Annotated in this window: 19 protein-coding genes; 7 read left to right on the top strand and 12 right to left on the bottom strand. The window is 35.5% G+C overall.

The features are described 5' to 3' along the window. Positions 1-24: 24 nt before the first annotated feature. Complete coding sequence (locus ULVI_RS11285) at positions 25-3,117, bottom strand: WD40/YVTN/BNR-like repeat-containing protein (protein ID WP_068592878.1); 3,093 nt, start codon at positions 3,115-3,117, stop codon at positions 25-27. Between the two features lie 73 nt (positions 3,118-3,190). Continuing rightward, entirely contained in the window at positions 3,191-3,922 is a 732-nt protein-coding gene (locus ULVI_RS11280; protein ID WP_068592876.1) for an outer membrane lipoprotein-sorting protein, read from the bottom strand. A 121-nt stretch (positions 3,923-4,043) separates the two neighbouring features. On the opposite strand from ULVI_RS11280, the gene ULVI_RS11275 reads away from it, so the two are divergent. Further along, positions 4,044-4,931: a DUF72 domain-containing protein gene (locus ULVI_RS11275; RefSeq protein ID WP_068592873.1), complete on the top strand. Its 888-nt coding sequence runs from the start codon at positions 4,044-4,046 to the stop codon at positions 4,929-4,931. Continuing rightward, positions 4,931-5,317: an acyl-CoA thioesterase gene (locus tag ULVI_RS11270; protein ID WP_068592871.1), complete on the top strand. Its 387-nt coding sequence runs from the start codon at positions 4,931-4,933 to the stop codon at positions 5,315-5,317. Before ULVI_RS11275 ends, ULVI_RS11270 begins: the two co-directional genes overlap by 1 nt. A gap of 2 nt (positions 5,318-5,319) precedes the next feature. On the opposite strand, the gene ULVI_RS11265 is transcribed toward ULVI_RS11270, so the two are convergent. Genes ULVI_RS11265 through ULVI_RS11255 form a run of 3 tightly spaced genes read right to left on the bottom strand, consistent with a single transcriptional unit; the run spans position 5,320 to position 8,002 of the window. Next, on the bottom strand, positions 5,320-6,396 hold the full coding sequence (locus tag ULVI_RS11265) for an endonuclease/exonuclease/phosphatase family protein (RefSeq protein ID WP_068592869.1): 1,077 nt from the start codon (positions 6,394-6,396) through the stop codon (positions 5,320-5,322). A gap of 53 nt (positions 6,397-6,449) precedes the next feature. Next, a complete protein-coding gene (locus ULVI_RS11260; RefSeq protein WP_068592867.1) occupies positions 6,450-7,724 on the bottom strand; it encodes a mechanosensitive ion channel family protein in 1,275 nt (424 codons plus the stop codon). Next, the gene (locus ULVI_RS11255) at positions 7,721-8,002 is read right to left on the bottom strand and encodes a DUF3817 domain-containing protein (protein ID WP_068592865.1); all 282 of its coding nucleotides are present in this window, start codon (positions 8,000-8,002) and stop codon (positions 7,721-7,723) included. The genes ULVI_RS11260 and ULVI_RS11255 overlap by 4 nt, the downstream gene beginning before the upstream one ends. Positions 8,003-8,158: 156 nt before the next feature. Here ULVI_RS11255 and ULVI_RS11250 point away from each other — a divergent pair, with 156 nt between their 5' ends. Next, positions 8,159-10,996: a M16 family metallopeptidase gene (locus ULVI_RS11250; protein WP_068592862.1), complete on the top strand. Its 2,838-nt coding sequence runs from the start codon at positions 8,159-8,161 to the stop codon at positions 10,994-10,996. Between the two features lie 86 nt (positions 10,997-11,082). Next, the gene (locus tag ULVI_RS11245; RefSeq protein WP_068592860.1) at positions 11,083-11,988 is read left to right on the top strand and encodes a mechanosensitive ion channel family protein; all 906 of its coding nucleotides are present in this window, start codon (positions 11,083-11,085) and stop codon (positions 11,986-11,988) included. Positions 11,989-12,011: 23 nt separating this feature from the next. Here the strand turns inward: ULVI_RS11245 and ULVI_RS11240 are convergent, their stop codons facing one another. Together ULVI_RS11240 and ULVI_RS11235 are read right to left on the bottom strand one after the other, a co-directional pair. Then, positions 12,012-12,752, bottom strand: coding sequence for an SDR family NAD(P)-dependent oxidoreductase (locus ULVI_RS11240; protein WP_068592859.1), 741 nt, complete (start codon positions 12,750-12,752; stop codon positions 12,012-12,014). Positions 12,753-12,815: 63 nt separating this feature from the next. After that, positions 12,816-13,430, bottom strand: coding sequence for a M15 family metallopeptidase (locus ULVI_RS11235; RefSeq protein ID WP_068592857.1), 615 nt, complete (start codon positions 13,428-13,430; stop codon positions 12,816-12,818). 71 nt (positions 13,431-13,501) lie between these two features. Between ULVI_RS11235 and ULVI_RS11230 the strand changes: the two genes are divergently transcribed. Next, positions 13,502-14,227: an SDR family oxidoreductase gene (locus ULVI_RS11230; protein ID WP_068592855.1), complete on the top strand. Its 726-nt coding sequence runs from the start codon at positions 13,502-13,504 to the stop codon at positions 14,225-14,227. Positions 14,228-14,282: 55 nt separating this feature from the next. Here ULVI_RS11230 and ULVI_RS11225 read toward each other — a convergent pair whose 3' ends face one another. The 5 genes from ULVI_RS11225 to ULVI_RS11205 all read right to left on the bottom strand — a co-directional run bounded on the left by ULVI_RS11225 (position 14,283) and on the right by ULVI_RS11205 (position 19,755). Further along, positions 14,283-14,711 (bottom strand): hypothetical protein, encoded by a 429-nt coding sequence (locus ULVI_RS11225; protein ID WP_068592853.1) that lies wholly within the window; start codon positions 14,709-14,711, stop codon positions 14,283-14,285. 107 nt (positions 14,712-14,818) lie between these two features. Beyond that, positions 14,819-15,673: an OmpA/MotB family protein gene (locus ULVI_RS11220; protein WP_068592852.1), complete on the bottom strand. Its 855-nt coding sequence runs from the start codon at positions 15,671-15,673 to the stop codon at positions 14,819-14,821. 364 nt (positions 15,674-16,037) lie between these two features. Beyond that, on the bottom strand, positions 16,038-16,934 hold the full coding sequence (locus ULVI_RS11215) for a mechanosensitive ion channel family protein (protein WP_068592849.1): 897 nt from the start codon (positions 16,932-16,934) through the stop codon (positions 16,038-16,040). A gap of 11 nt (positions 16,935-16,945) precedes the next feature. Next, the gene (locus ULVI_RS11210) at positions 16,946-18,790 is read right to left on the bottom strand and encodes an SLC13 family permease (protein WP_068592847.1); all 1,845 of its coding nucleotides are present in this window, start codon (positions 18,788-18,790) and stop codon (positions 16,946-16,948) included. A gap of 98 nt (positions 18,791-18,888) precedes the next feature. Beyond that, positions 18,889-19,755, bottom strand: coding sequence for a sigma-70 family RNA polymerase sigma factor (locus ULVI_RS11205; RefSeq protein WP_068592846.1), 867 nt, complete (start codon positions 19,753-19,755; stop codon positions 18,889-18,891). Between the two features lie 129 nt (positions 19,756-19,884). Between ULVI_RS11205 and ULVI_RS11200 the strand changes: the two genes are divergently transcribed. Together ULVI_RS11200 and ULVI_RS11195 are read left to right on the top strand one after the other, a co-directional pair. Next, positions 19,885-20,097, top strand: coding sequence for an adenylosuccinate synthetase (locus tag ULVI_RS11200; RefSeq protein ID WP_241780986.1), 213 nt, complete (start codon positions 19,885-19,887; stop codon positions 20,095-20,097). 16 nt (positions 20,098-20,113) lie between these two features. Next, complete coding sequence (locus ULVI_RS11195; RefSeq protein WP_068592841.1) at positions 20,114-21,064, top strand: aldo/keto reductase; 951 nt, start codon at positions 20,114-20,116, stop codon at positions 21,062-21,064. Positions 21,065-21,156: the final 92 nt, after the last annotated feature.

Below are 21,156 nucleotides of genomic sequence, written 5' to 3'. Positions count from 1 at the left end.
AGCGATTTTTTACAATTTATTTTTTTATTCTCTATCTAGAAACGCATCTTTTGTTTTAATTTCGGGTTTTGGAATATCATTTTTGTCTAAAAATTTATAGAATTTAACGACTTCTTTTTTAGTAATAGCTTCATACTTAGCTTTTTCAGCTTCAAACTGAGAAGTGATACGTTTTAAATTTTGCTTTTGAGATCCTGACACACGATCGTAACTAGTTGCCACATTACTATACAATTCTCCCATTTCTTCACGTAATTCATTTTCAGCAGAAGCGACATAATTATCTCCAGTGGTCACTACTAAATCTTTCCGAAGTGTTTCTAAGGCATTAAATAGGGATTGTGCTTCTTTCTTACCTTTAGGATGCTTTTCGATAACTTCAGTAGCTTTATCTTGTAGGGTATTAATTTCATATACCATATATGCCAAGTCTTCTACCATGTCGAAAAGTGTTTTGGTTAATTTTTCCTGTTCTTTCCTTTCTGCTAGGGTTGCTAGCGAATTGGTGTCGTAAGTTGTTTCGATAACATGTTCGTAGGTATCTTTTCCTTTTGTAAGAACTACTTTGTATTTACCAGCAGGGACTCGAGGAGAAACAAATCCTCCAAAAGAAACTGTTTTGGCTTCAGCCATTTTAGGATTTGTTGTAGTGTAATTCCAATTTACAACATTGATTCCTTTCGATTTCCCAGCATTTAAATTTGAAACTTTATTTCCATCCATATCTTGTAATTCCATCGACATCTTTCCGAAGGTATGCCTTTTTTTAAGATAGTAAACAATACGTGCCGCAGAGCTTTTATTGTTTCCTACAAATTGAGTTTCAGCTCCGAAGTTTCCTCCGAAACCACTTTCTTCAACCATTGTGAAAGGTTGATTCTGAAAGAAATGTACATCTTTAGAAAGTACTTCTTGATCTAGTTCTCGCAACGGACTTATATCATCGATAATTATTACTCCACGACCGTGTGTTCCCATAACAATATCGTTAGTAGCTTTCTGAAGATCGATATAATGTACAGCAACTGGGGGCATATTATTGGTGAAGTGAGACCATGTTTTTCCTCCGTTGATAGTTACATATAATCCTAATTCGGTTCCTAAAAATAGCAGGTCTTCATTTATATAATCTTCCTGTATGTTACGTACAAATGCATTTTCTTGAATATCTTCAGAAATAATTGAATTCCATGTTTCTCCGTAGTCTGTTGTTTTTAAGGCATATGGCTTCATATCCCCGCTAGTATGTCCTTCAAATACCGCATAGGCAGTTCCTTTTCCATGAACACTTGCTTCAATATGGTACACCCATGTGTTTTTTGGAATACCTGTAAGGTTTGCAGTTACATTCTTCCAATCTTTTCCTCCGTTTGTAGTTACCTGAACATTCCCGTCATCGGTTCCTACCCAGATTACATTTTCGTCTAATGGAGATTCTGCAATTGTGAATATAGTGGTGTGATTTTCAGCTCCGCTATTATCTACGGAAAGCCCACCCGATTTCGATTGATCTTGTTTTGAAGCATCATTGGTAGTTAAATCTGGAGAAATAATTGTCCAGTTATCTCCCATGTCTTCTGAGCGATGTAGATATTGGCTTCCCATATAAAATCTATCGGGTGCATGCGCACTTACTGCCATAGGGGCGTTCCAATTAAAACGTAAATCTGCATCACCCTCATTTTTTAAGGGTTGTATGGTCTTTGTTCGATTTTTCTCTACATCGTACCTCCATACATTTTCAGCTCCCTGCATTTCAGAATAAATAATCTTTTTTGTTGGATGTTTTAATACTCTAAATCCATCGCCCGCACCAACACTGTTCCAATCTCTTGCTTCAACACCATTTGGAGAGGAAGAAGGTCCCCACCAAGAACCATTGTCTTGTAGGCCTCCATAGACATTATAAGGGGTTTCATTATCGGTACTAATATGATAAAATTGGGAAATGGGTAAGTTTTCAACGATCTCGAAAGTAGTACCACCATTCCATGAACGATAAACACCACCATCGGTCCCTGAATAAATAATGTCGCTATTATTAATTGCAAATGTAATATCATGAATGTCACTATGCATTTGCCCTAACGATTTAAAAGTGTTTCCTCCATCACGACTAATAGATCCATTAAGTCCTCCTTTTACAACAATATCTGGGTTTTTTGGGTCGATAGTTATTCGGGAAAAATAAAATGGACGGACGGTCAGTCCAAAATCGTTATTGAGGTGTTCCCAATTTTGTCCTGCATTGGTAGATTTCCACAGTCCATTTTTATCCTTTTCTTCGGTTTCTAACACTGCGTAAAGAAAATTTCCATCACTGGGTGCTACGGCTACAGCGATACGGCCCAATTTCCCAGCAGGAAACCCATTATGAATTTTGTTCCAAGTTGCACCGCTGTCTGTCGATTTGTATAGCGCGCTGTTAGTTCCTCCAGAGTTAAACCCCCAACCTGTTCTTCTAAATTGCCACATAGATGCGTACAATACATTCGGGTTTGTTGGATCCATAATCACATCTGCAGCACCTGTTGAAGGACCTACATATAAAATCTTGTTCCATGTATTTCCGCCATCGGCAGATTTATAAACTCCACGATCTTCACTATCACTCCATAAAGCTCCTAAAACACCAACGTACATTTCATTAGTATTTTTAGGATTAATAACGATAGAGGCAATACGTTCGCTATGTTCAAACCCTTCAATCTCCTTCCAGTTACTACCGCCATCGGTAGACTTAAACAAACCATCACCTATGGAAACAGAATTGCGAGTCCATGTTTCTCCAGTTCCTACCCAAATTACTTCATCAGGTTTTTTAGGGTCTAATGTTACCACTCCTATGGATTGTGCATGATCATCGAAAATAGGGGAAAAGGTCGCACCACCATCACCCGATTTCCAGACACCTCCGCCAGCTGTTCCAGCATATAGAATTCTTGGATTAGTAGGATGATTTTCTAAGTCGTTAATTCGTCCGCTCATTAATGCAGGGCCTATATGCCGTGCTTGCATATCCCCAAACAATTCTTTTCCTTTAAGGGCAACCTCTTGTGCCGAAAGCGTTATTGGCAATAGAAGGAGTATGGTAGTGAATAAGAGTAGTTTTTTCATTGTAATTCGTGTTGGTTAGTTGAAAGAAAAAATCCCCGAATAAACGAGGATTTAAATAAATTAAAAGATCATATTAGTTTGGAAAAGCAAACATAGTTTTGTCTACTTCCGGATTAATAACAATCTCTTTTACAATCACATTTTGTCCTGCCATTCCCATATCGAACGGAAAATAAAGTCCATCTACTTCTTGATAATCACTCATGGTTGACTTTGACATTTGTCCCTTCATTGGCCCAGATGGGATCTCTGCTTCAGAAGCGATAGGCACAAAGTTTTCGGTATCGAAATAATAAAAAGAAACATTAGGCTGTTCTTTTCCGTCTACCATAACTGGTTTCTGAGTTAATTTTATTTTAAAAGTGTCTGTACCTTCAATAGTTTCATTTCCTACTAATTCAACATCGAATCCTTTTTCTTTATAGTTTAAGAACGGAGAAGGAAAATCATTTGCTTTAGTTTTCATATTAGCAGTAGTCTCTGCATCACTCTTTTCAGGTTGCATGGTCATAAAGTTTGTAGTCCACATTGTTTCACCATCGTAAGCAATTTGTGTAATATCTTGTCCCTGAAAGTTAATCTTCACCAATTGGCTTCCATCTTTTAATTGATACACTTCTACAGGAATATCCATTCCTTGTGCATTTGCCGAAGCAATAATTTTAATTCCTTCCAACTTATTCCAGGCTTCTTCACCACCTGTATTCTCAAAATAATTTGCTATAATCTCATCAGCTGTCTGTGCAGATACCGGTGTAATTACTGCTAAAAGCAACGCTATTAATAACGATTTAAAAATTTTCATAGTTTAGTTTTAATGGTTTACGTAAAAATAAGTCTAAGTTCTGTAAATATTGTTACATCTACCTAAAAAAAAATTAAAGCAAACTTCTGAAATGAATATCTTTACATAAAATGCATTGTTTATGAAGTTTGGAAAAGTTGACGATCCGTCATTAATTGATTTCACCTTACCAGAAGATCACCCTGAAACAAAAAATGTTCTTGCTAAAGAAAAGGTAGCATCGGTACCTAATTTATATGTGGGGTGCGCTAAATGGAATAGAGCCGATTTAAAAGGGTTTTATCCAAGAGGCACTAAAGATGAGCTCACCTATTATGCTACGCAATTTAATAGTATTGAATTGAATGCTACTTTTTACAGAATTTTTTCTCCTGAAACTTTTACAGGTTGGTACGACAAGACTCCGGCAGATTTTAGATTTTTCCCTAAGGTGTTTCAAGGAGTTACACATTGGAAACGCTTAAATGATTTTGAAGCATATTTAAATGAATATTTACTGAATGCTTCAAACCTTAAAGAAAAACTCGAAATGCCTTTTGTACAAATGCATAATAATTTCGGACCTAAAAACATGGAACGTTTAGTACCTTTTTTTGAAGCCATTCCTAAAGATATTCGCATTGCAATCGAATTTCGCCATACAGATTGGTTTAACGACCCAGTAGTCGCAAATGAACTCTACGATATTTTAGAACGTTATGATGCTTCAAATATTCTTGTAGATAGTGCGGGAAGAAGAGATTTGTTGCATATGCGAATGACTAATAATGCTGCATTTATAAGGTATAATGGTGCGAATCATGAATCAGATTATACGCGCCTCGACGATTGGATCGATCGATTGGAAGAATGGATATCACAAGGCTTACAGCATATCTATTTTTTTGTACATCAAAATCTCGAAAAGGCCTCACCGTTACTTTCGGCACATTTTATAAAAAAAGCTAACGAACGATTTGGCACCAACCTGCATATTCCAGGAATGGATAACCCTAAAACTTTATATTAATGAATTTTCATACTCGTAAATGGATTAAACCACAAGACCTCAATCCCAATGAAACACTCTTTGGAGGACGTTTGCTCGAATGGATCGATGAAGAGGCAGCACTCTATGCTATTATTCAGTTAGAGAATCCAAAAACAGTTACTAAATATATGAGTGAGATTAATTTTCGAAGTTCTGCTACGAAGGGAGATATTATAGAGATAGGATTAGAAGCTAAGAAATTTGGAAAAACATCACTAACACTTGCTTGTGAGGTAAGAAATAAAATGACTCGTGAAGTAATTATCACAATCGATACGATTATTATGGTAAGCCTAGACGAAAATGGATCTCCTAAGCCTCATGGAAAAACTCAGATTGAATTTGTAAAGGATCGTCTCGAATAAAATTAAAAGTCCAACTCTAATTTTCGAACTCCAGAAGCCTGTTCTTTTGCTCTTTGTAATTCAGCTTCAGAAGGGGGCTGTGGTTTTTGCAAATATGCAAGTTCAGGTTCAAAACTTAAATGTGTAAAGGTTGGAAAGTGATCCGAATGTATATCTTTTCCTAGAGTAACTTGAATTACGCGGAATTCAGAAGAAACAAATATATGATCCAAAGGCCAGCGTAATAAGAAACTATTAGCATTAAATGTGTTGTAAAAACCTCTTCCTTTACGTACGTCTAATAATTCACCAACATTTTCAAATAATGAGGTTGTTGCAGACCAAGCTACATCGTTAAAATCACCAATCACCAATACTGGCAACTTAGATGCTCTACTCATATTTGCAATTTTCATCATTTCTGCATCACGGTCGGATGAACTCGGATTATGTTGTGGCATGGGAGGAGTAGGGTGAATGGTATATACCTGTACCGTATCTGTTGGAGTGAGTAATAATTTGGTATGAAACGACGGAATGCTATCATCGACCAAATATTTTATTTTAGGATCGATTAGTTTCTTCTTTGAATATAATAACATCCCATAGGTATTTGGAAGTGGTTCTAAAATGGTATATGGATAGGATTTTAAAACATGCTTTTCGATATGGTTTTGCCAATCTTTATTTGTTTCAAGGAACAATAAAACATCGGGATCACGGGTTATAATATCTGCAATAACCGCGTCTTTCTCTTTGTTTTCTTGAAAAACATTTGCTGTGTATATCGATATATCTCTTTCAGATTTTTCGGGAGTACTGTTTAAAACAACATAAGGTGCAAAGGGAGTGTAAGGATATATTTTTACAAATTGAAAGATAAAACAACCAATTATTGCAAAAGCAAAAAAGTGATCTTGCCAGCTTTTAATATCGAACCTCATAAAATAAGTAATCATTGCAGTGAAGGTAAGTACCGTTAACTGAATGTGAGGGAAATCGAACATTCTAATCCACCAATAATCGATAGCTATAAGAGGAACAAGGGTGAGCACAATGGCAATAGCTCCAAATATTTGGAGGAAATTTTTTAAGTTCATGGGTTGTGAATCTTTCTGCTGTTGGAGGCTAAAGGTACTTTAAATTTATTGTACTATGCTTCGGGTGGCATTTTCGAACTAAAATCTTTTCCTGTTGGTAACTCAAAGACTTCTAAACCGAAGTAAGAAACTGCTGCCAATAAGTGATCGAATATATCAGCTTGAATTTGTTCGTAATTTTCCCATTTTTTATCGTACGTAAAACAGAAAATTTCTATCGGAATTCCTTTATCTGTAGGAGCAAGGTGACGAACCATTAAAAATAAATCGGGATTTATTAATTCATTTTCAACTAAATACGACTCAGCATAACGACGAAAGACGCCAAGGTTTGTTTGGTTTCTACCATTAATTAATAATTTCTTATTTGCCTCTTTTACTTTATTAAAACGGTCTACTTCTCGCTCACGATGTTCTATATAAGGCTCTATTAATTGAATATGTTTTAATTCCTCTAATTCTTCAGCACTTAAAAATTTTATAGAAGTTTGTTTAATAAAAATACTTCGCTTTATTCTACGACCTGGAGATTCTTGCATACCACGCCAGTTTTGAAAAGAATCTGCGATTAGACTATACGTTGGTATGGTAGTAAAAGTATTGTCGAAATTTTGAACACGAACGGTTGCTAAGTTGATTTCAGTAACATATCCGTCAGCTCCAAATTTACTAAAAGTGATCCAGTCTCCAAGTCTAACAATATCATTAACAGACACTTGTATACTGGCTACAAATCCGAGTATAGTGTCTTTAAATATGAGTAATAGAATTGCGGAAGCAGCTCCAAGCGTTGTTAAACTTACAAGCGAGTATCCCGTTAAAATGTTAATGATTAAAAAAACAGCGATTCCCCAAGAGAAGATCATTAATATCTGCACATAACTTTGCAAGGGTTTATCGTGATATTTTTCTTTAGTCTCAAAATAATTTTTACTAGTTCTTAGAATACTGCGAACTACTAGCACCCCTAGAATTATCACGTAAATATCGATAGTCTGAAGAATAAGTGATTCTAGGATGGGGTACTCTAAGAATATTATAGGCACCATATACCAAATTACCGTTAAAGGTAAAAAGTGTGCGATATACTTCGGAAAATTACTCAGCACTAAATAATCATCGAACTTAGTTTCCGTTCGTTGACTAAATGCTTTAAAACCTTCAATTAAAAAACGTCTGGCAATCCAATCAAGAATTAGAACAACGATGACCAGTAAAATACAATTAATTAGTACGTTCAGAAATATAGCAAGATCGGCGTCCATTCCTTGAGCTCCAAAATACTCTTGAAACCAACAACTATAGTATATTACTGTCTCTTTATTCATGGTAAGTATTTACGTTCTGCATAAAAAGGACCAAATGGAATAACAGAACAAGCCAGAACAATTAGTAACGTTTTGGTACTCCATTGTAATATTTGACTTACATAAACGGCACCTGCAATATACAATAAGAAAAGTACCCCATGCGCCATTCCTACAACTTGAACCATTTGTGGTAACTCCCATATATATTTTAAAGGCATGGCAATACCTAAAAGAACTAAAAAAGAAATGGCTTCAAGAAAACTTATGATTTTAAAAGTTTTTAACGTTGCGTTCATAATGACTATAAATATAAGCGTGTTATCATCGTATTTTCGGGTGCAAAGATAAAGCCCCTACTGTTAATACAATTCAATTTACAGATAATTTAAGAGAGATTTTTAGAGAAAAGACAGTATCTTGACGACCATACAATTTTTTAAAAACCAACACCTATGAAATTTTTATCGAGCCTATGTATCTCCGCATTGGTACTTGCGGTTTCTTCTTGTTCAGAAAATACTTCTTCGGAAACAAAAGAAACAAAAACCGAATTCACTTTAGATTATGAAAAATTTGTGCTGGATAATGGTCTAGAAGTAATACTTCACAAAGACACCAGTGATCCTATTGTGGCTGTAGCAACTATGGTACACGTAGGTTCTAATAGAGAAAAACCTGGAAAAACTGGATTTGCTCATTTTTTCGAACACATGTCTTTTAACGATTCTGAAAATGTGCCTGTTGGTGCCAATCGTAAAATGATTCCAGAGTGGGGTGGAAGTCGTAACGGAGGAACTTGGAGTGATGGTACCGTTTATTATGAAGTGGTGCCAAAAGACGCATTCGAAAAAATTCTTTGGATTGATAGCGACCGATTAGGATACATGATTAATACAGTAACTGAAGCAGCTTTAGAACGCGAAAAACAAGTTGTAAAGAACGAAAAAAGACAACGTGTGGACAATTCTCCATATGGCTATACCGACGAAATAATTAGAAAAAATTTGTATCCAGAAGGACATCCTTATAGCTGGACCGTAATTGGTGCATTGCCCGACCTTCAAGCAGCCACCCTAGAGGACGTTAAAGAATTTTACAAAGCGTATTATGGTGCAGCAAATGCTTCTTTGGTTATTGCTGGAGATATCAATATTCAAAAAACAAAAGAGTTGGTGCAACAATGGTTTGGAGAAATTCCTTCTGGACCAGAAGTGCCAATGTTAGAAGCACAACCCGTTACATTGAGTGAGACGAAATCATTGTATTTTGAAGATAATTTTGCAAAACTCCCAGAACTTCGAATGGTATTCCCTTCGGTAGAAGAATACAATAAAGATGTGTATGCCTTAGAAATTCTTGGACAATTATTAAGTGGAAGTAAAAAAGCACCATTATATACCAAAATAGTTGAAGAAAATAAACTTGCACCCAATGTAGGGACCTATCAGAGCAGTAACGAAATTGCAGGAGAATTCATAATTAGGGTGCGCGCCAATGAGGGTGTTTCTTTAAACGACGTAAAAAATGCAGTTGTAGAAGGATTAACAGATTTTGAAGAAAACGGATTTACAGACAACGAATTACAACGTATTAAAGCAGAACAAGAAACTCAATTATATTATGGAGTTTCTACAGTATTGAACAAAGCGTTTCAGTTGGTGCAGGATAATGAATTCGGAAACGATCCAGGTTTTATCACGAAGCGTGCGAAATTTATTCAGGAGGTATCTCGGGAAGATATTATGCGGGTGTACAACACCTATCTGAAAGATAAAAACTATGTCATGACGAGTGTAGTTCCTAATGGAGCTAAAGAACTTGCAGTAGCCAATGCTACAGAGGCTACCGTTTGGCAGGAAGAAATTACCGCTATGAAAGCCAACGAAGAGGTAGCACAGGGAGAAGAAGCTGAATACGAAAAAACACCTTCAAAGTACGACCGTTCTGAACCCGAATATGGAGATGCACCCCTATTTAAAATGCCCGAAATATGGCAAGCAGAAACTTCAAACGGAATGAATATCTACGGTATTGAAAACAATGAATTACCATTGGTAACATTTAGTATTACGATCGATGGGGGTCATCGTTTAGATACCAAAGACAAAGCAGGGCTGGCTACCTTTACAGCCGACCTTATGAACGAAGGTACGGCTACTAAAACTCCAGCAGAACTGGAGGAGGCTATCGGGTTGTTAGGGTCAAGTCTGCGTATATCTGGCGGATTAGAAGGTATAACCATTTCTGGAAGTTGCCTAACTCGAAATTTTGAAGAGACCTTGGCTATTGTGGAAGAAATGTTACTTCAGCCACGTTGGGATGAAAAAGAATTTAATCGCTTAAAACAAGAAACTGAAACTAATTTAAAAGGGCGTGAAGCTAACCCTACGGCGATTGCGTCGATTAACTTTAATAAATTAGTATATGGAGATGATCATATCTATGGAGTACCTGTTAGCGGAACATTAGCATCTAATAAGAATTTTACACTCGAGGACGTGAAAGAATTTTATACCACAGTTTCACCAAAAGCTTCCAATTTTCATGTGGCTGGTAATATTTCTAAATCACGTGTACAAGATGCTTTAAAAGGGCTATCCGATACTTGGAAAGGGGAGGAAATCACCATTCCAAAACAACAACTACCCGAAATTAACCCAGAAAGCGTGGTTTATTTTATCGATGTGCCTGATGCTAAACAATCGGTTTTATATATTGGAAATCTAGCGCTTTCTGCGAACGATCCGAACGCTGCTAAACTTGGATTTGCAAATGAAATTCTTGGCGGTGGGTCTAGCGGGCGATTATTTCAAACCCTTCGAATTCAAAAAGGGTATACTTATGGAGCTTATTCTCGTATTCCTAATCGTACCGATGTTGCACCCTTTACCATTAGTAGTAGTGTGAGAGCAAATGCAACACTAGCGTCACTAAAAATTATTAGAGATATGGTAAATGCTTATGGATCAGGTTTTACTGAAGAAGATGTAGCATTGACAAAGAATAAGATTATCAAACAAAATACTCGAAATTACGAATCATTAAATGCGAAACTGAATATTCTTGAGGCGATTAGCCAGTATAATAAACCAATCGATTATATAAACAAAGAGCAGGAAATGCTTCAGAAAATGACGTTAGATGATTTTAAAAGTGTGATCGACACCTACATGCCTGAAGAGACTTTTGTGTATGTAGTAGTTGGCGACAAAGCCACACAGTTTTCCGAAGTGAAGAAGTTTGGTAAAAAAGTGATAGAATTAGACATTTACGGAAACCCAGTTCAGTAAAAATTTAGCAATAATTTAGTATGCAAAGGGAGTCGGAAAAACGATTCCCTTTGTATCTTTAAGAAATCCACTAAAACAAAGTTACCTTGCAACAAAGTCCTGCCGAAACTATTTCTGAATCTGTTGAAACCTATTATCAGAATTTTCTAGAATTATTACCGAGAATCGCACTGGGGATATTTATAATAATCGCTGGATTTCTTATCGCCCAGTTTATCACTAATATTTACAAAAGAAGAATTTTAAAAAAAGCTGAAGATCCTTTAATGGCTCGGTTTCTCGCTCAAGCTATTAAAACAGTTCTCATAATTATAACGATCATGCTGGCATTAGAAGCTGCTGGGTTGAGTGGTATTGCAACTGGATTGCTTACTGCTGCTGGTGGAGCAGCAATCGTTCTAGGGTTTGCTTTTCAAGACATTGGAAAGAACTTTTTAGCAGGGATTATTTTGGCATTCAACCGACCATTTAATATCAATGATACCATTAAAATCGGGGATATCTTCGGAAAGGTAAAAGCTTTAAACTTTCGGTATTCACACATTAAGACTCCGGACGGGCGAGATATTTACATTCCCAACAGTGATGTATTAACCGAACCGGTCGAAAATTATACCGCAGATGGCTATTATCGTGTTGATTTCGTAGTTGGAATTGGGTACGAAGATGACATAGAAGGAGCAAAACAACTCATACAAAATATTTTAAATGAACATGAAGAAATTATTCAAGATGATGTTCATGAAAACTTTGTGATTGAAGACGAACTAGCTGCAAGCACCGTAAATCTAAAGGTTTTCTTCTGGGTAGATACGTTAGACTACCGAAAGGCTTCAAGAGTTCTTCGAGGGCGTGTGATTCAAAAGGTGAAAAACGGATTGGTTGAAAAGAAATTCAATTTACCCGCAGACATTAAAGAACTAAAGATCTACGGAACGGAAGATGCTATTCCCATAAAATTTAGAAATAACCCTCCTAAACAGGAAGGTTAAATATGAAGTTATCTTTATAAATTTTATTGTGCAGTATAACCACCATCCACTGTATAATACGATCCAGTTACAAAACTAGCTTCATCGGAACAGAGCCAAAATACCATATTAGCAACTTCTTCGGGCTTTCCGAGTCTTCCTACGGGATGTAAGGCGACTAATTGTTCTTTTTGTTCCTCATCAATTTGATCTAAAAGCGGTGTTTTAATATATCCTGGACCCACCGAGTTTATTCGAACGTTTTCTGTAGCATATTCTAATGCTGCTGTTTTGGTAAGTCCTACCACGCCATGCTTAGCTGCAACATAAGCAACGGAATTTGCGCTACCCACACTTCCCAGAATCGAAGCCATATTTACAATGGCGCCACCACCGGATTTTATAATTTCGGGAATTTGAAATTTACATCCGTACAGGACACCACTTAAATTAATAGCAATTACTTTTTCCCAACTGTCTAATGGGTAATCAGCTGTTTTTGCCATTTCTCCCCCAATACCTGCATTATTTACAGCGTAATGCAACGAACCGTATTTTGAAACAGTTTGCTTAACCAAACTTTCACAATCTTTAGGATTAGAGGTATCCGCTTTAATAAAGGTTGCTGTACCCTTATTTTTCTCAATTTCTGAAACTACTTTTTTCGCATTTTCTTCATCAATATCTGAAACCACTACGTTGGCATGTTCTTTAGCGAATCGAAGAGCAATTGCTTTTCCCAAACCAGAACCTGCTCCGGTTATAATAACAGTTTTATTTTTCATACCTTTTTGTTTTATTTAAAGTTACAAAAGAGCAGTACGAAAAGGTATTAAGAGAGTGCTAAATTAATCGCACGGTAGTGGTTCATTTAAAGTAGAGTATTTCCAGCTCTTTCCAAAGCTAAAGTGCCACCATTCGGTTCGTATAGTATTAAAACCAACATTTCGCATGCCTTCAAACAGTAATTTTCGATGAGCGAGGATTTCATCAGAAAAATTATAATTATCGATATGTGCTTCCCGTCCAAAATAATCATAATCGCTGCCCATTTCTACATAACAACCTTCTAAAGTAACAAGCGTCATGTCGACCGCCGCACCTTTGTTATGAATAGACCCTTTTCCGTAGGGATTGGCGACATAGGTTGGGCGTGGTACTTTTGCCCACATTTTTTTTTGAACGTCTAAGGGTCGGTAGCAATCGTATAATTTAATTCGGTAGCCACGTTCACAAAAGTATTCGTTAGCTTTTACTAATGCTTGTGCTACTTCGGGTTGTAATAAACATTCGGCGCAATCGTATAAGATTTCACCAATAAAATTTTCAGAAGTGGCATAGCGTATTTCAAATTCGAATTGAGAATTATATGATGTAATGTTGACCAGTTCTGGAGGTGATGAAGTTTCCGAAGAAAAATTCAGAAATAAAAAAGAGAAAATAAGTATAGTAAAGCTACGCATAGGGGTTAAATTTAAGGATAATTTAGGACTCGAACTTGGTTTGCGTTTGTAACTTTGGGTAAAACAATAACATGAAAAATTTAAGAGGAAAAGTTGCGCTAATTACCGGCGGAAGTAAGGGTATAGGTTTTGGAATTGCACAAAGTTTATTGGAGCAAGGTATTAATGTGGCAGTAACAAGTAGAAGTAAATCTTCTGCAGATGATGCTGCTTCAAAACTAAACACAGGCACAGATACTGGAAAAGCAATGGGAATTGAAGCGGATGTTCGAAATTTTGAAAGTCAAGAGAAAGCTGTACAACAGGTTTTAACTGAGTTTGGAAGATTGGATATTGTAATTGCTAATGCAGGGTTAGGGCATTTTGGATCTATTGATGAGTTGTCTGTAGAACAATGGAATGAAACTATAGAAACAAACTTAACAGGCGTTTTTTACACTTTAAAAGCAAGTGTGAATGCATTAAAAAAGGAAGAAGGGTATTATATTACTATCTCAAGTCTTGCGGGTACTAACTTTTTTGCTGGAGGAGCAGCATATAATGCAAGTAAATTTGGAGTTACTGGTTTTACCCAAGCTGCAATGCTTGATCTTAGAAAAGACAAAATAAAAGTAAGTACTATTATGCCAGGAAGTGTTTCTACTCACTTTAACGGAAATTCACCCGAAGAAGGGGAGGAGGCTTGGAAAATTCAAATTGAAGATATTGGAAAGTTGGTGGTGGATCTACTTAAAATGCATCCTAGAACATTACCTAGTAAAATTGAAGTGAGACCGAGTACACCTCCAAGTAAATAATAGCATTTACTATCACAAAAGTAAAAACCTTCTTCGTTTTCGAAGAAGGTTTTTTTTATTTAGCTTGATTTAATTTTTCCTCTTTCTTAAGTGTCAACACCCAATTTACCGCTTTATCTAAAGAATTAAATTTTTGTAACATAGATTGAGAAAATATTTTTTCAAGAACTACGGCCATGAGTCCTTTTTTATTGTAGGCTACAATTGCAAAAGCTTCGAGGCGATGCCGCTCTCTATAGAAATTGAGCCAATCTTGAGGGCTGATAGTATAATCGTTTACACGATTTGAAATGTATGCTACCTTTAAGTTTTCGCCATAATGCTCATAAGCTTTTTTGACTACAACTTCAGCTACATCCCAGTTAAAGTGAATTCCTTCATTAATTTCGGCAACAACAAACTTTTTAAAAAAATAATAATTTCCCGAAGGAAGGGAAACCTTCTTTTCGTATTGACTCTTATATTTTGAATCTTCTATTCGCATTTGGGGCTAGAATAATTTTTAATAAAGATACTTAAATTTTTATACGCCATAAAAAAAGCGACTTAATTAAAAGTCGCTTTTTAAATTATGTTATATAGAACTAACTTCTAGTTCGAAGAGAGTAGTGCTAAAAATTTATCTAAATTAGGAAGAATAACAATTCTTGTTCTTCTGTTTTTAGCTCTACTGTCAGCAGATTCGTTATCGGTTAAAGGATGGTAACTACTACGACCAGCAGCAATTAACTTCTCGGGTGCTACATTGTATTTATCTTGTAAGGTTCTAATAACCGCAGTAGATCGCTGTACACTTAAATCCCAGTTATCTTTAACCGATGCACCTTGTTTTACAGTTTGAGCATCTGTGTGACCTTCTACCATTACTTCCATTGCTGGTTCGCTGTTAATTACACTTGCTAAACGCTCTAGCAAATTATTTGCTTTAGGATTTAATCGGTAACTTCCCGACTTAAATAGAAGTTTATCTGACACAGTAATCATAACTACTGTTTCATCAATATTAATTTGAATATCATCTTCTTCACCATCTGCGATAAGACTATTATCTAGGTTTTTCTTAAGATTATACGATACAATAAGATTCATTGAATCTTGTAATGTTCTTGCTTTCGCTAATTCATTAGGATCCACATTAGCTAAAGCAGCATTCATTTGCTGTTTGTCCTTCTTAGAAAGAACAACATTCTCATATTTCTGAAGACGATTCATGTCAAGATCTGCATTTGTTTCAGAAAGAGATTGAATTTTTGAATTGTAATCGGCAACTCGCTCTTCAATTTTAGCCAATTTCATTTCAGCTTCTTCTTTCTCTTGTTGCGTTTTAGCTAAGCTAGAACGAGTGTCATTATATTGACCTTCTAGTTCGACATACTTTTTCTTCGAAACACATGAGGCTGAAACAAGTGCCAAAGAAATTAGGGATAGTGAGATTAATTTTTTCATTTTAGTTGAATTTATGTTATGGTTTATTTGATACAAAGAACATCAATGAACTTAAAATTATAAGTTAATGAGTTCCTATTTTTTTGTTAAAGGAACTACATGAATATAATTTTTAAAATCTAAATATTTACCTAAAAAGTTGTTATTTAGGCAAGTACCATTAAATTAAAGTCCAAAATAACCCAGTATAATCCATAAAATAACGAAAACAATTACGACGCCAATGCAGCCACATTTTCCGCCCCCTATTTTTTTGGCACCCCATCCTGCTAGAAATAATTTAAGAAGTTTTTTCATAATAATAAAGTATAAAGGGCTTCCAGAGAAGCCCATAGATTAATTTTTAAATTTAAATAATTCGCACTTATTCTTCATTTGTTTGTTCGGAAATCATGGTTAATTTATTCTTTCCAAAATCTAAAGTTCGAATAGGGAAAGGAATATTAATTCCGTCGGTATCGAAATGTTGCTTGATAAGTTTAATTGCTTTGTGTTTTGCTTCTAATTTTGGTTTCGGTTTCTTACTATCAATCCAAAATCTGGTTACAAAATTAATAGAGCTATCTCCAAATTCGGTAAAAAAGAATTCAACTCCTTCTCCTTGCCGTTGTTCGAAATTTTCTTTGATAATTCTCGTTACAATGTCTTCTACTTTCTGAAGATCATCTTCGTAGCCTACACCACAGCTAACATCTACACGGGAACGTTCGGTCCAAGAGTAATTTATAAATGGGCTGTCAACAACATCTGAGTTTGGGATAATTACATACTCATTATCTGTTCTACGTAATACGATATTTCGTAAACTAATTTCGGTCACATACCCGCTATTATCACCTGTTTCAACAAAATCTCCAATTCTAATTTTAGGGAGAAATGATAGAAGTAATCCAGAAAATGTATTGCTTAGTGTGCCTTGTAGTGCTAGACCTATCGCAAGACCAACAACTCCTGCACCCGCTAACACAGATGTAAGTACTTTGTCTAATTCCATTACTCCAAGGGCGATAAAGAATCCTACAAGTAATGTTATTGCGAAAACTATTTGCCCTACCATTTGTTGCACCGAAACTTGAGATACCTTGTTTAAAAGCACTCTTCTTACCAATCTTCGCAGCAATTTAGCTAGAAAGTAAAAAATGATCATCACCAATATGGCCACGATAAAATTTGGTAGTTTTAAAATAATTGCATCCAGCCATCCGTCTAGTTTGTCCCATAGACTCGCAATAGCATCGTTAATTGAAAATTTGTCTTCCATTTTTAAGTGTTTTAAAATAATGTAGAAAGCATAATCGTACCCAAAATCCATAAAATGAGTGAGAGGATGCCTCCAATGATAAAAAAGTGTTTGAATTTATAAAATCCCATACCATATATTAGGGTATTGGTTTGATACCCCATTGGAGTAAAAAAACTAAAATTAGCCCCAAACAGTACTGCAAGTATAAATGGTTTTAATGGTAAACCAAATCCACTGGCAACAGCTATTGCAATAGGGGTCATAATAATTGCCGTTGCATTATTGCTAACTACGCCGCTTAAAACCATTGTAATTAGGAATATAAGCCCGATAACCACAAAGTTGGATTGTCCTTTAAAAAACTCTAAAAGACGATCACTTACCCACATATCTGCACCCGTATTGTGCATGGCAATACCCAAAGGAATCATTCCTGCAAGTAAAAATATTACTTGCCAATTCACGCGGTGATAAACATCGTTTAGCTCTAAGCATTTGGTTAGCAATAATAGACTAACTCCTAATGCAGCGCTAATTAATATAGATAAAATACCACTTGCAGCCAAACCTATAACTGTTAATAAGATGCTAAATGCGAGTATTCTTTTCTTAGGAGTGCTTGTTTTAGGAGGCTCATGTTCTCTTAGTATTGCGACATTCTCAATAGACTGCAATTGGCGTATATTTTCTGAAGGGATTTGAACAAGCACTCTGTCCCCAGGCTTAATGCGAATTTGCTGAATATTTTTTCGAATTAGTCGCTCCTTCGTATTGCGAATATTTTTTCTTTTCTGAATCGCAATAGGGGTGGCATTTTTAATAGTTTCCTTTCGTATCTGTTTAAGGGTTTTTCCGATAAGTGTAGCTCCTGGAAGTATAAGAAGTTCCACAAGGCTCAGTTTCTCATTTTCATCTTCTTCCTCTTCTTTTTCTACATCGGAAGTGACTGAAGCATCTTCAATCAGCATTTTATTCTTAGACTTTTTATCTTTCTTATGTATTATTAAGCCTTCCGCTTCATTAAGTTCAGACAACATTTCAATATCACATAATACTAAAAGCTTATCTTTTTCTCGCAATGAAATATATTTTCCGGGTGCGTTGGTAATCTTCTTATCTCGCGTAAGTTTTAATAGGCTAATTTCTGAATTTTCAAAAAATAAAGTGTCTTCAATATTTTTACCCACAAGTTTAGAATCTGAACCAATCTCAACGGTAGTAACAAATTTTGAAAGCGAATATTCATCTTCTAAAGAATCAACCTTATCTTTAGGAAGCCATCTCGATAATATTGTAATTACCACAATCCCAACTCCAAGAAAGATGGCCCCATACAAGCTAAATTCAAAGAAGGAAAACCGCTCTGCTCCTAAGTTTTGAGATACCGAATTTACAATTAAGTTGGTAGAAGTTCCCATGAGCGTACAGCTACCACCCATTATTCCAGCGAATGAAATAGGTAAAAGTAATTTAGATCGAGAGAGATTAAAGCGTTTTGAAAGTTCCGATATAATTTTTATAAATACAATAACCACAGCTGTGGTGCTAATAAATGCAGAAATTCCTGCTGTAATTAGCATAAAAGCGGGGAGGAGCAAAAAGAATGGGAGAATGTGTAAATTCTTCAAATATCGAGCGAGACTTGAAATAACACCAGTATCTTCAAGTCCAATGGCAATAATCATTAAAAATAAAACTGTTATGGTCGCTGAATTCGAAAATCCTGCAATAGCTTCTTCTGGTTCCACCAATCCGAATATAGCTAAAGAGACAATTATAAATATAGCGATTTTGTCAACTGGGAAAATTTCGAACGCAAAAAGTATGATCGTAATAAATAGAATAGCAAAAACGAGTATAATTTCTACGGTCATTTTGTTCTTTAGTTGGTAGGCTAAAGATAACTTGTAGAAACTATACTCGTTTATAATTATTTCTTAAAAGTTGAACACTTTCAGAAATAAAGTAAGGACTATCCTAAATACTTCTTTAAGATATGACTTTTAGATTGCTGGCGCAGACGACGAATTGCTTTCTCACGAATTTGACGAACACGTTCTCTACTTAAATCAAACGTGTCTCCAATTTCTTGAAGTGTCATCGCTGGTTGTCCGCTTAAACCGAAATTTAATCTAACAACATCACCTTCTCTTGGAGAAAGGGTGTCTAGTGCGCGATCGATCTCGATCTTTAAAGATTCATGTATAAGACTTTTGTCTGGATTAGGACTTTCACCTGAACTAATAATATCATACAGATTATTATCGTTTTCCCCTTCTTGAAACGGTGCATCCATTGAAAGACTTCTATTAGAATTCTTTAAAGAATGTTTTACCTTTCGAACAGACATGTCTAACTCTTTGGCAATTTCTTCTGCGGTGGGTTTTCTTTGGTGAACTTGTTCTAAATGAATAGAAGCTTTGTTTATTTTACTAATATCACCAATCTTATTTAATGGTAAACGAACCACACGTGCTTGTTCAGCAATGGCTTGTAAAATAGATTGACGAATCCACCAAACTGCATACGAGATAAATTTAAAACCACGAGTTTCATCAAATCGTTTTGCAGCTTTTACCAATCCTACATTTCCTTCATTAATTAGGTCCGATAAGCTCAAACCTTGGTTTTGATATTGTTTGGCAACCGAAATCACGAAACGTAAATTCGATCTAGTTAATTTATCCAGAGCCCGTTGGTCTCCTTCACGAATGCGCTGTGCCAACTCTACCTCTTCTTCAGCAGTAATCATGTCTATCTTACTGACGTCTTGCAAATAACTGTTTAAAGATTTAGTTTCTCTGTTGGTAACCTGCTTCGTAATTTTGAGTTGTCTCATATATTTGTCCTTGTTTTAATTTTTGTAACACGGCATAATAACACATAGAATTTACAATTCCAAATACTTAACACTATTTGTTAAAAAATAATTAAGTTTTATTATTAATACCTACCTTTTGAATAAAAAATGAAAATGAATCTTTTAAGAAACTCACTTTTAGTCGTCTTATTGTCTACCAACCTTACATCTCTTGCGCAAATTCCAGAAGATGTGCCACATCCCGACAATAACACCCCAATAGATCTAAGCAAACCGTTCGATTTAATTGTCTTTGTAATCTTACCCATTGTTATTATTATATTATATGTTTTATGGCGGCAAAAGAAAAAAAACAAATAAAAATTTAAAAATCCCTATGAAGAAGATAACACTCGGAACTACCGAATTAAAAATTTCACCTCTAATATTTGGAGGGAATGTTTTTGGTTGGACGTTAAATGAAAAAGAATCGTTTGCTATGCTCGATGCTATTTTCGAAATGGGAATAAATTGTATCGATACTGCAGATGTGTATTCTCGCTGGTTCCCTGGAAATAAAGGAGGAGAATCTGAAACAATTATTGGTAAATGGATGAAAGCTCGGGGAAATCGTGATGAGATGATTATTTGCACCAAAGTAGGTATGGACGTCGGACAGGGAGGAATCGATCTATCAGAAAAACATATTCTTACTTCGATCGATAACTCTTTAAAACGACTTCAAACAGACTATGTCGATTTATATTATGCGCATAAGGATGACAAAACCACTGCACCTTCAGAAACCTTAGGCGCTTTTAAAAAACTACTAGATACCGGTAAAATAAAACATATTGGTGCTTCTAATTTTTCTTCAGAAAGGTTACAACAATCGTTGCAGCTTTCAGAAGAAACGGGGCTTCCGAAGTACGCCGTCTATCAACCCGAATATAATTTATTGGTGCGAAATAATTTTTCAGAAGAAAACCAAATGTTATGTAAAAAGCATGATTTGGCAACCGTAACTTACTTTTCTTTGGCAAGTGGATTACTTACAGGGAAGTATTCTTCAAAAGAAGATTTAGATGCATCTTCAAGAACCGATTATGTAAAAAAACATTGGAATAAAGAAACCCGACAAGCTTTAAAAATTATCGAATCTATTTCTAAAAATCATACTACTTCAATGGCTGCAGTGTCTTTAGCTTGGCTCTTAGCACAACCGCAAGTTACGGCACCCATTGTTAGCGCAACTAAAAAATCACACCTAATAGCATTTCGGGAAGCAGTATCGCTGCAATTATCTGCACTAGAAATAGAAAAATTAAATAAACTACGAGTTTCATAAATTCGTTCTTTTGCTCGTATATTTTACTCTTTAAAAAGTTATGTTTTTTATAACTTATTCATCCGTTGAAAAATGATAATTTGCGCAAGGAA

This window comes from Cochleicola gelatinilyticus, assembly GCF_001637325.1.
Lineage (GTDB): Bacteria > Bacteroidota > Bacteroidia > Flavobacteriales > Flavobacteriaceae > Cochleicola > Cochleicola gelatinilyticus.
This window is presented reverse-complemented; position numbering and strand designations above follow the sequence as displayed.

Excerpts from the sequence above, each read along its gene's own strand:
- ULVI_RS11195 (WP_068592841.1), top strand. The coding sequence starts at position 20,114 with ATGAAGAAGATAACACTCGGAACTACCGAATTAAAAATTTCACCTCTA.
- ULVI_RS11265 (WP_068592869.1), bottom strand. The coding sequence starts at position 6,396 with ATGAACTTAAAAAATTTCCTCCAAATATTTGGAGCTATTGCCATTGTG.
- ULVI_RS11210 (WP_068592847.1), bottom strand. The coding sequence starts at position 18,790 with ATGACCGTAGAAATTATACTCGTTTTTGCTATTCTATTTATTACGATC.
- ULVI_RS11220 (WP_068592852.1), bottom strand. The coding sequence starts at position 15,673 with ATGAAAAAATTAATCTCACTATCCCTAATTTCTTTGGCACTTGTTTCA.
- ULVI_RS11205 (WP_068592846.1), bottom strand. The coding sequence starts at position 19,755 with ATGAGACAACTCAAAATTACGAAGCAGGTTACCAACAGAGAAACTAAA.
- ULVI_RS11275 (WP_068592873.1), top strand. The coding sequence starts at position 4,044 with ATGAAGTTTGGAAAAGTTGACGATCCGTCATTAATTGATTTCACCTTA.
- ULVI_RS11250 (WP_068592862.1), top strand. The coding sequence starts at position 8,159 with ATGAAATTTTTATCGAGCCTATGTATCTCCGCATTGGTACTTGCGGTT.
- ULVI_RS11260 (WP_068592867.1), bottom strand. The coding sequence starts at position 7,724 with ATGAATAAAGAGACAGTAATATACTATAGTTGTTGGTTTCAAGAGTAT.
- ULVI_RS11270 (WP_068592871.1), top strand. The coding sequence starts at position 4,931 with ATGAATTTTCATACTCGTAAATGGATTAAACCACAAGACCTCAATCCC.
- ULVI_RS11255 (WP_068592865.1), bottom strand. The coding sequence starts at position 8,002 with ATGAACGCAACGTTAAAAACTTTTAAAATCATAAGTTTTCTTGAAGCC.
- ULVI_RS11240 (WP_068592859.1), bottom strand. The coding sequence starts at position 12,752 with ATGAAAAATAAAACTGTTATTATAACCGGAGCAGGTTCTGGTTTGGGA.
- ULVI_RS11230 (WP_068592855.1), top strand. The coding sequence starts at position 13,502 with ATGAAAAATTTAAGAGGAAAAGTTGCGCTAATTACCGGCGGAAGTAAG.
- ULVI_RS11285 (WP_068592878.1), bottom strand. The coding sequence starts at position 3,117 with ATGAAAAAACTACTCTTATTCACTACCATACTCCTTCTATTGCCAATA.
- ULVI_RS11225 (WP_068592853.1), bottom strand. The coding sequence starts at position 14,711 with ATGCGAATAGAAGATTCAAAATATAAGAGTCAATACGAAAAGAAGGTT.
- ULVI_RS11280 (WP_068592876.1), bottom strand. The coding sequence starts at position 3,922 with ATGAAAATTTTTAAATCGTTATTAATAGCGTTGCTTTTAGCAGTAATT.
- ULVI_RS11215 (WP_068592849.1), bottom strand. The coding sequence starts at position 16,934 with ATGGAAGACAAATTTTCAATTAACGATGCTATTGCGAGTCTATGGGAC.
- ULVI_RS11200 (WP_241780986.1), top strand. The coding sequence starts at position 19,885 with ATGAAAATGAATCTTTTAAGAAACTCACTTTTAGTCGTCTTATTGTCT.
- ULVI_RS11235 (WP_068592857.1), bottom strand. The coding sequence starts at position 13,430 with ATGCGTAGCTTTACTATACTTATTTTCTCTTTTTTATTTCTGAATTTT.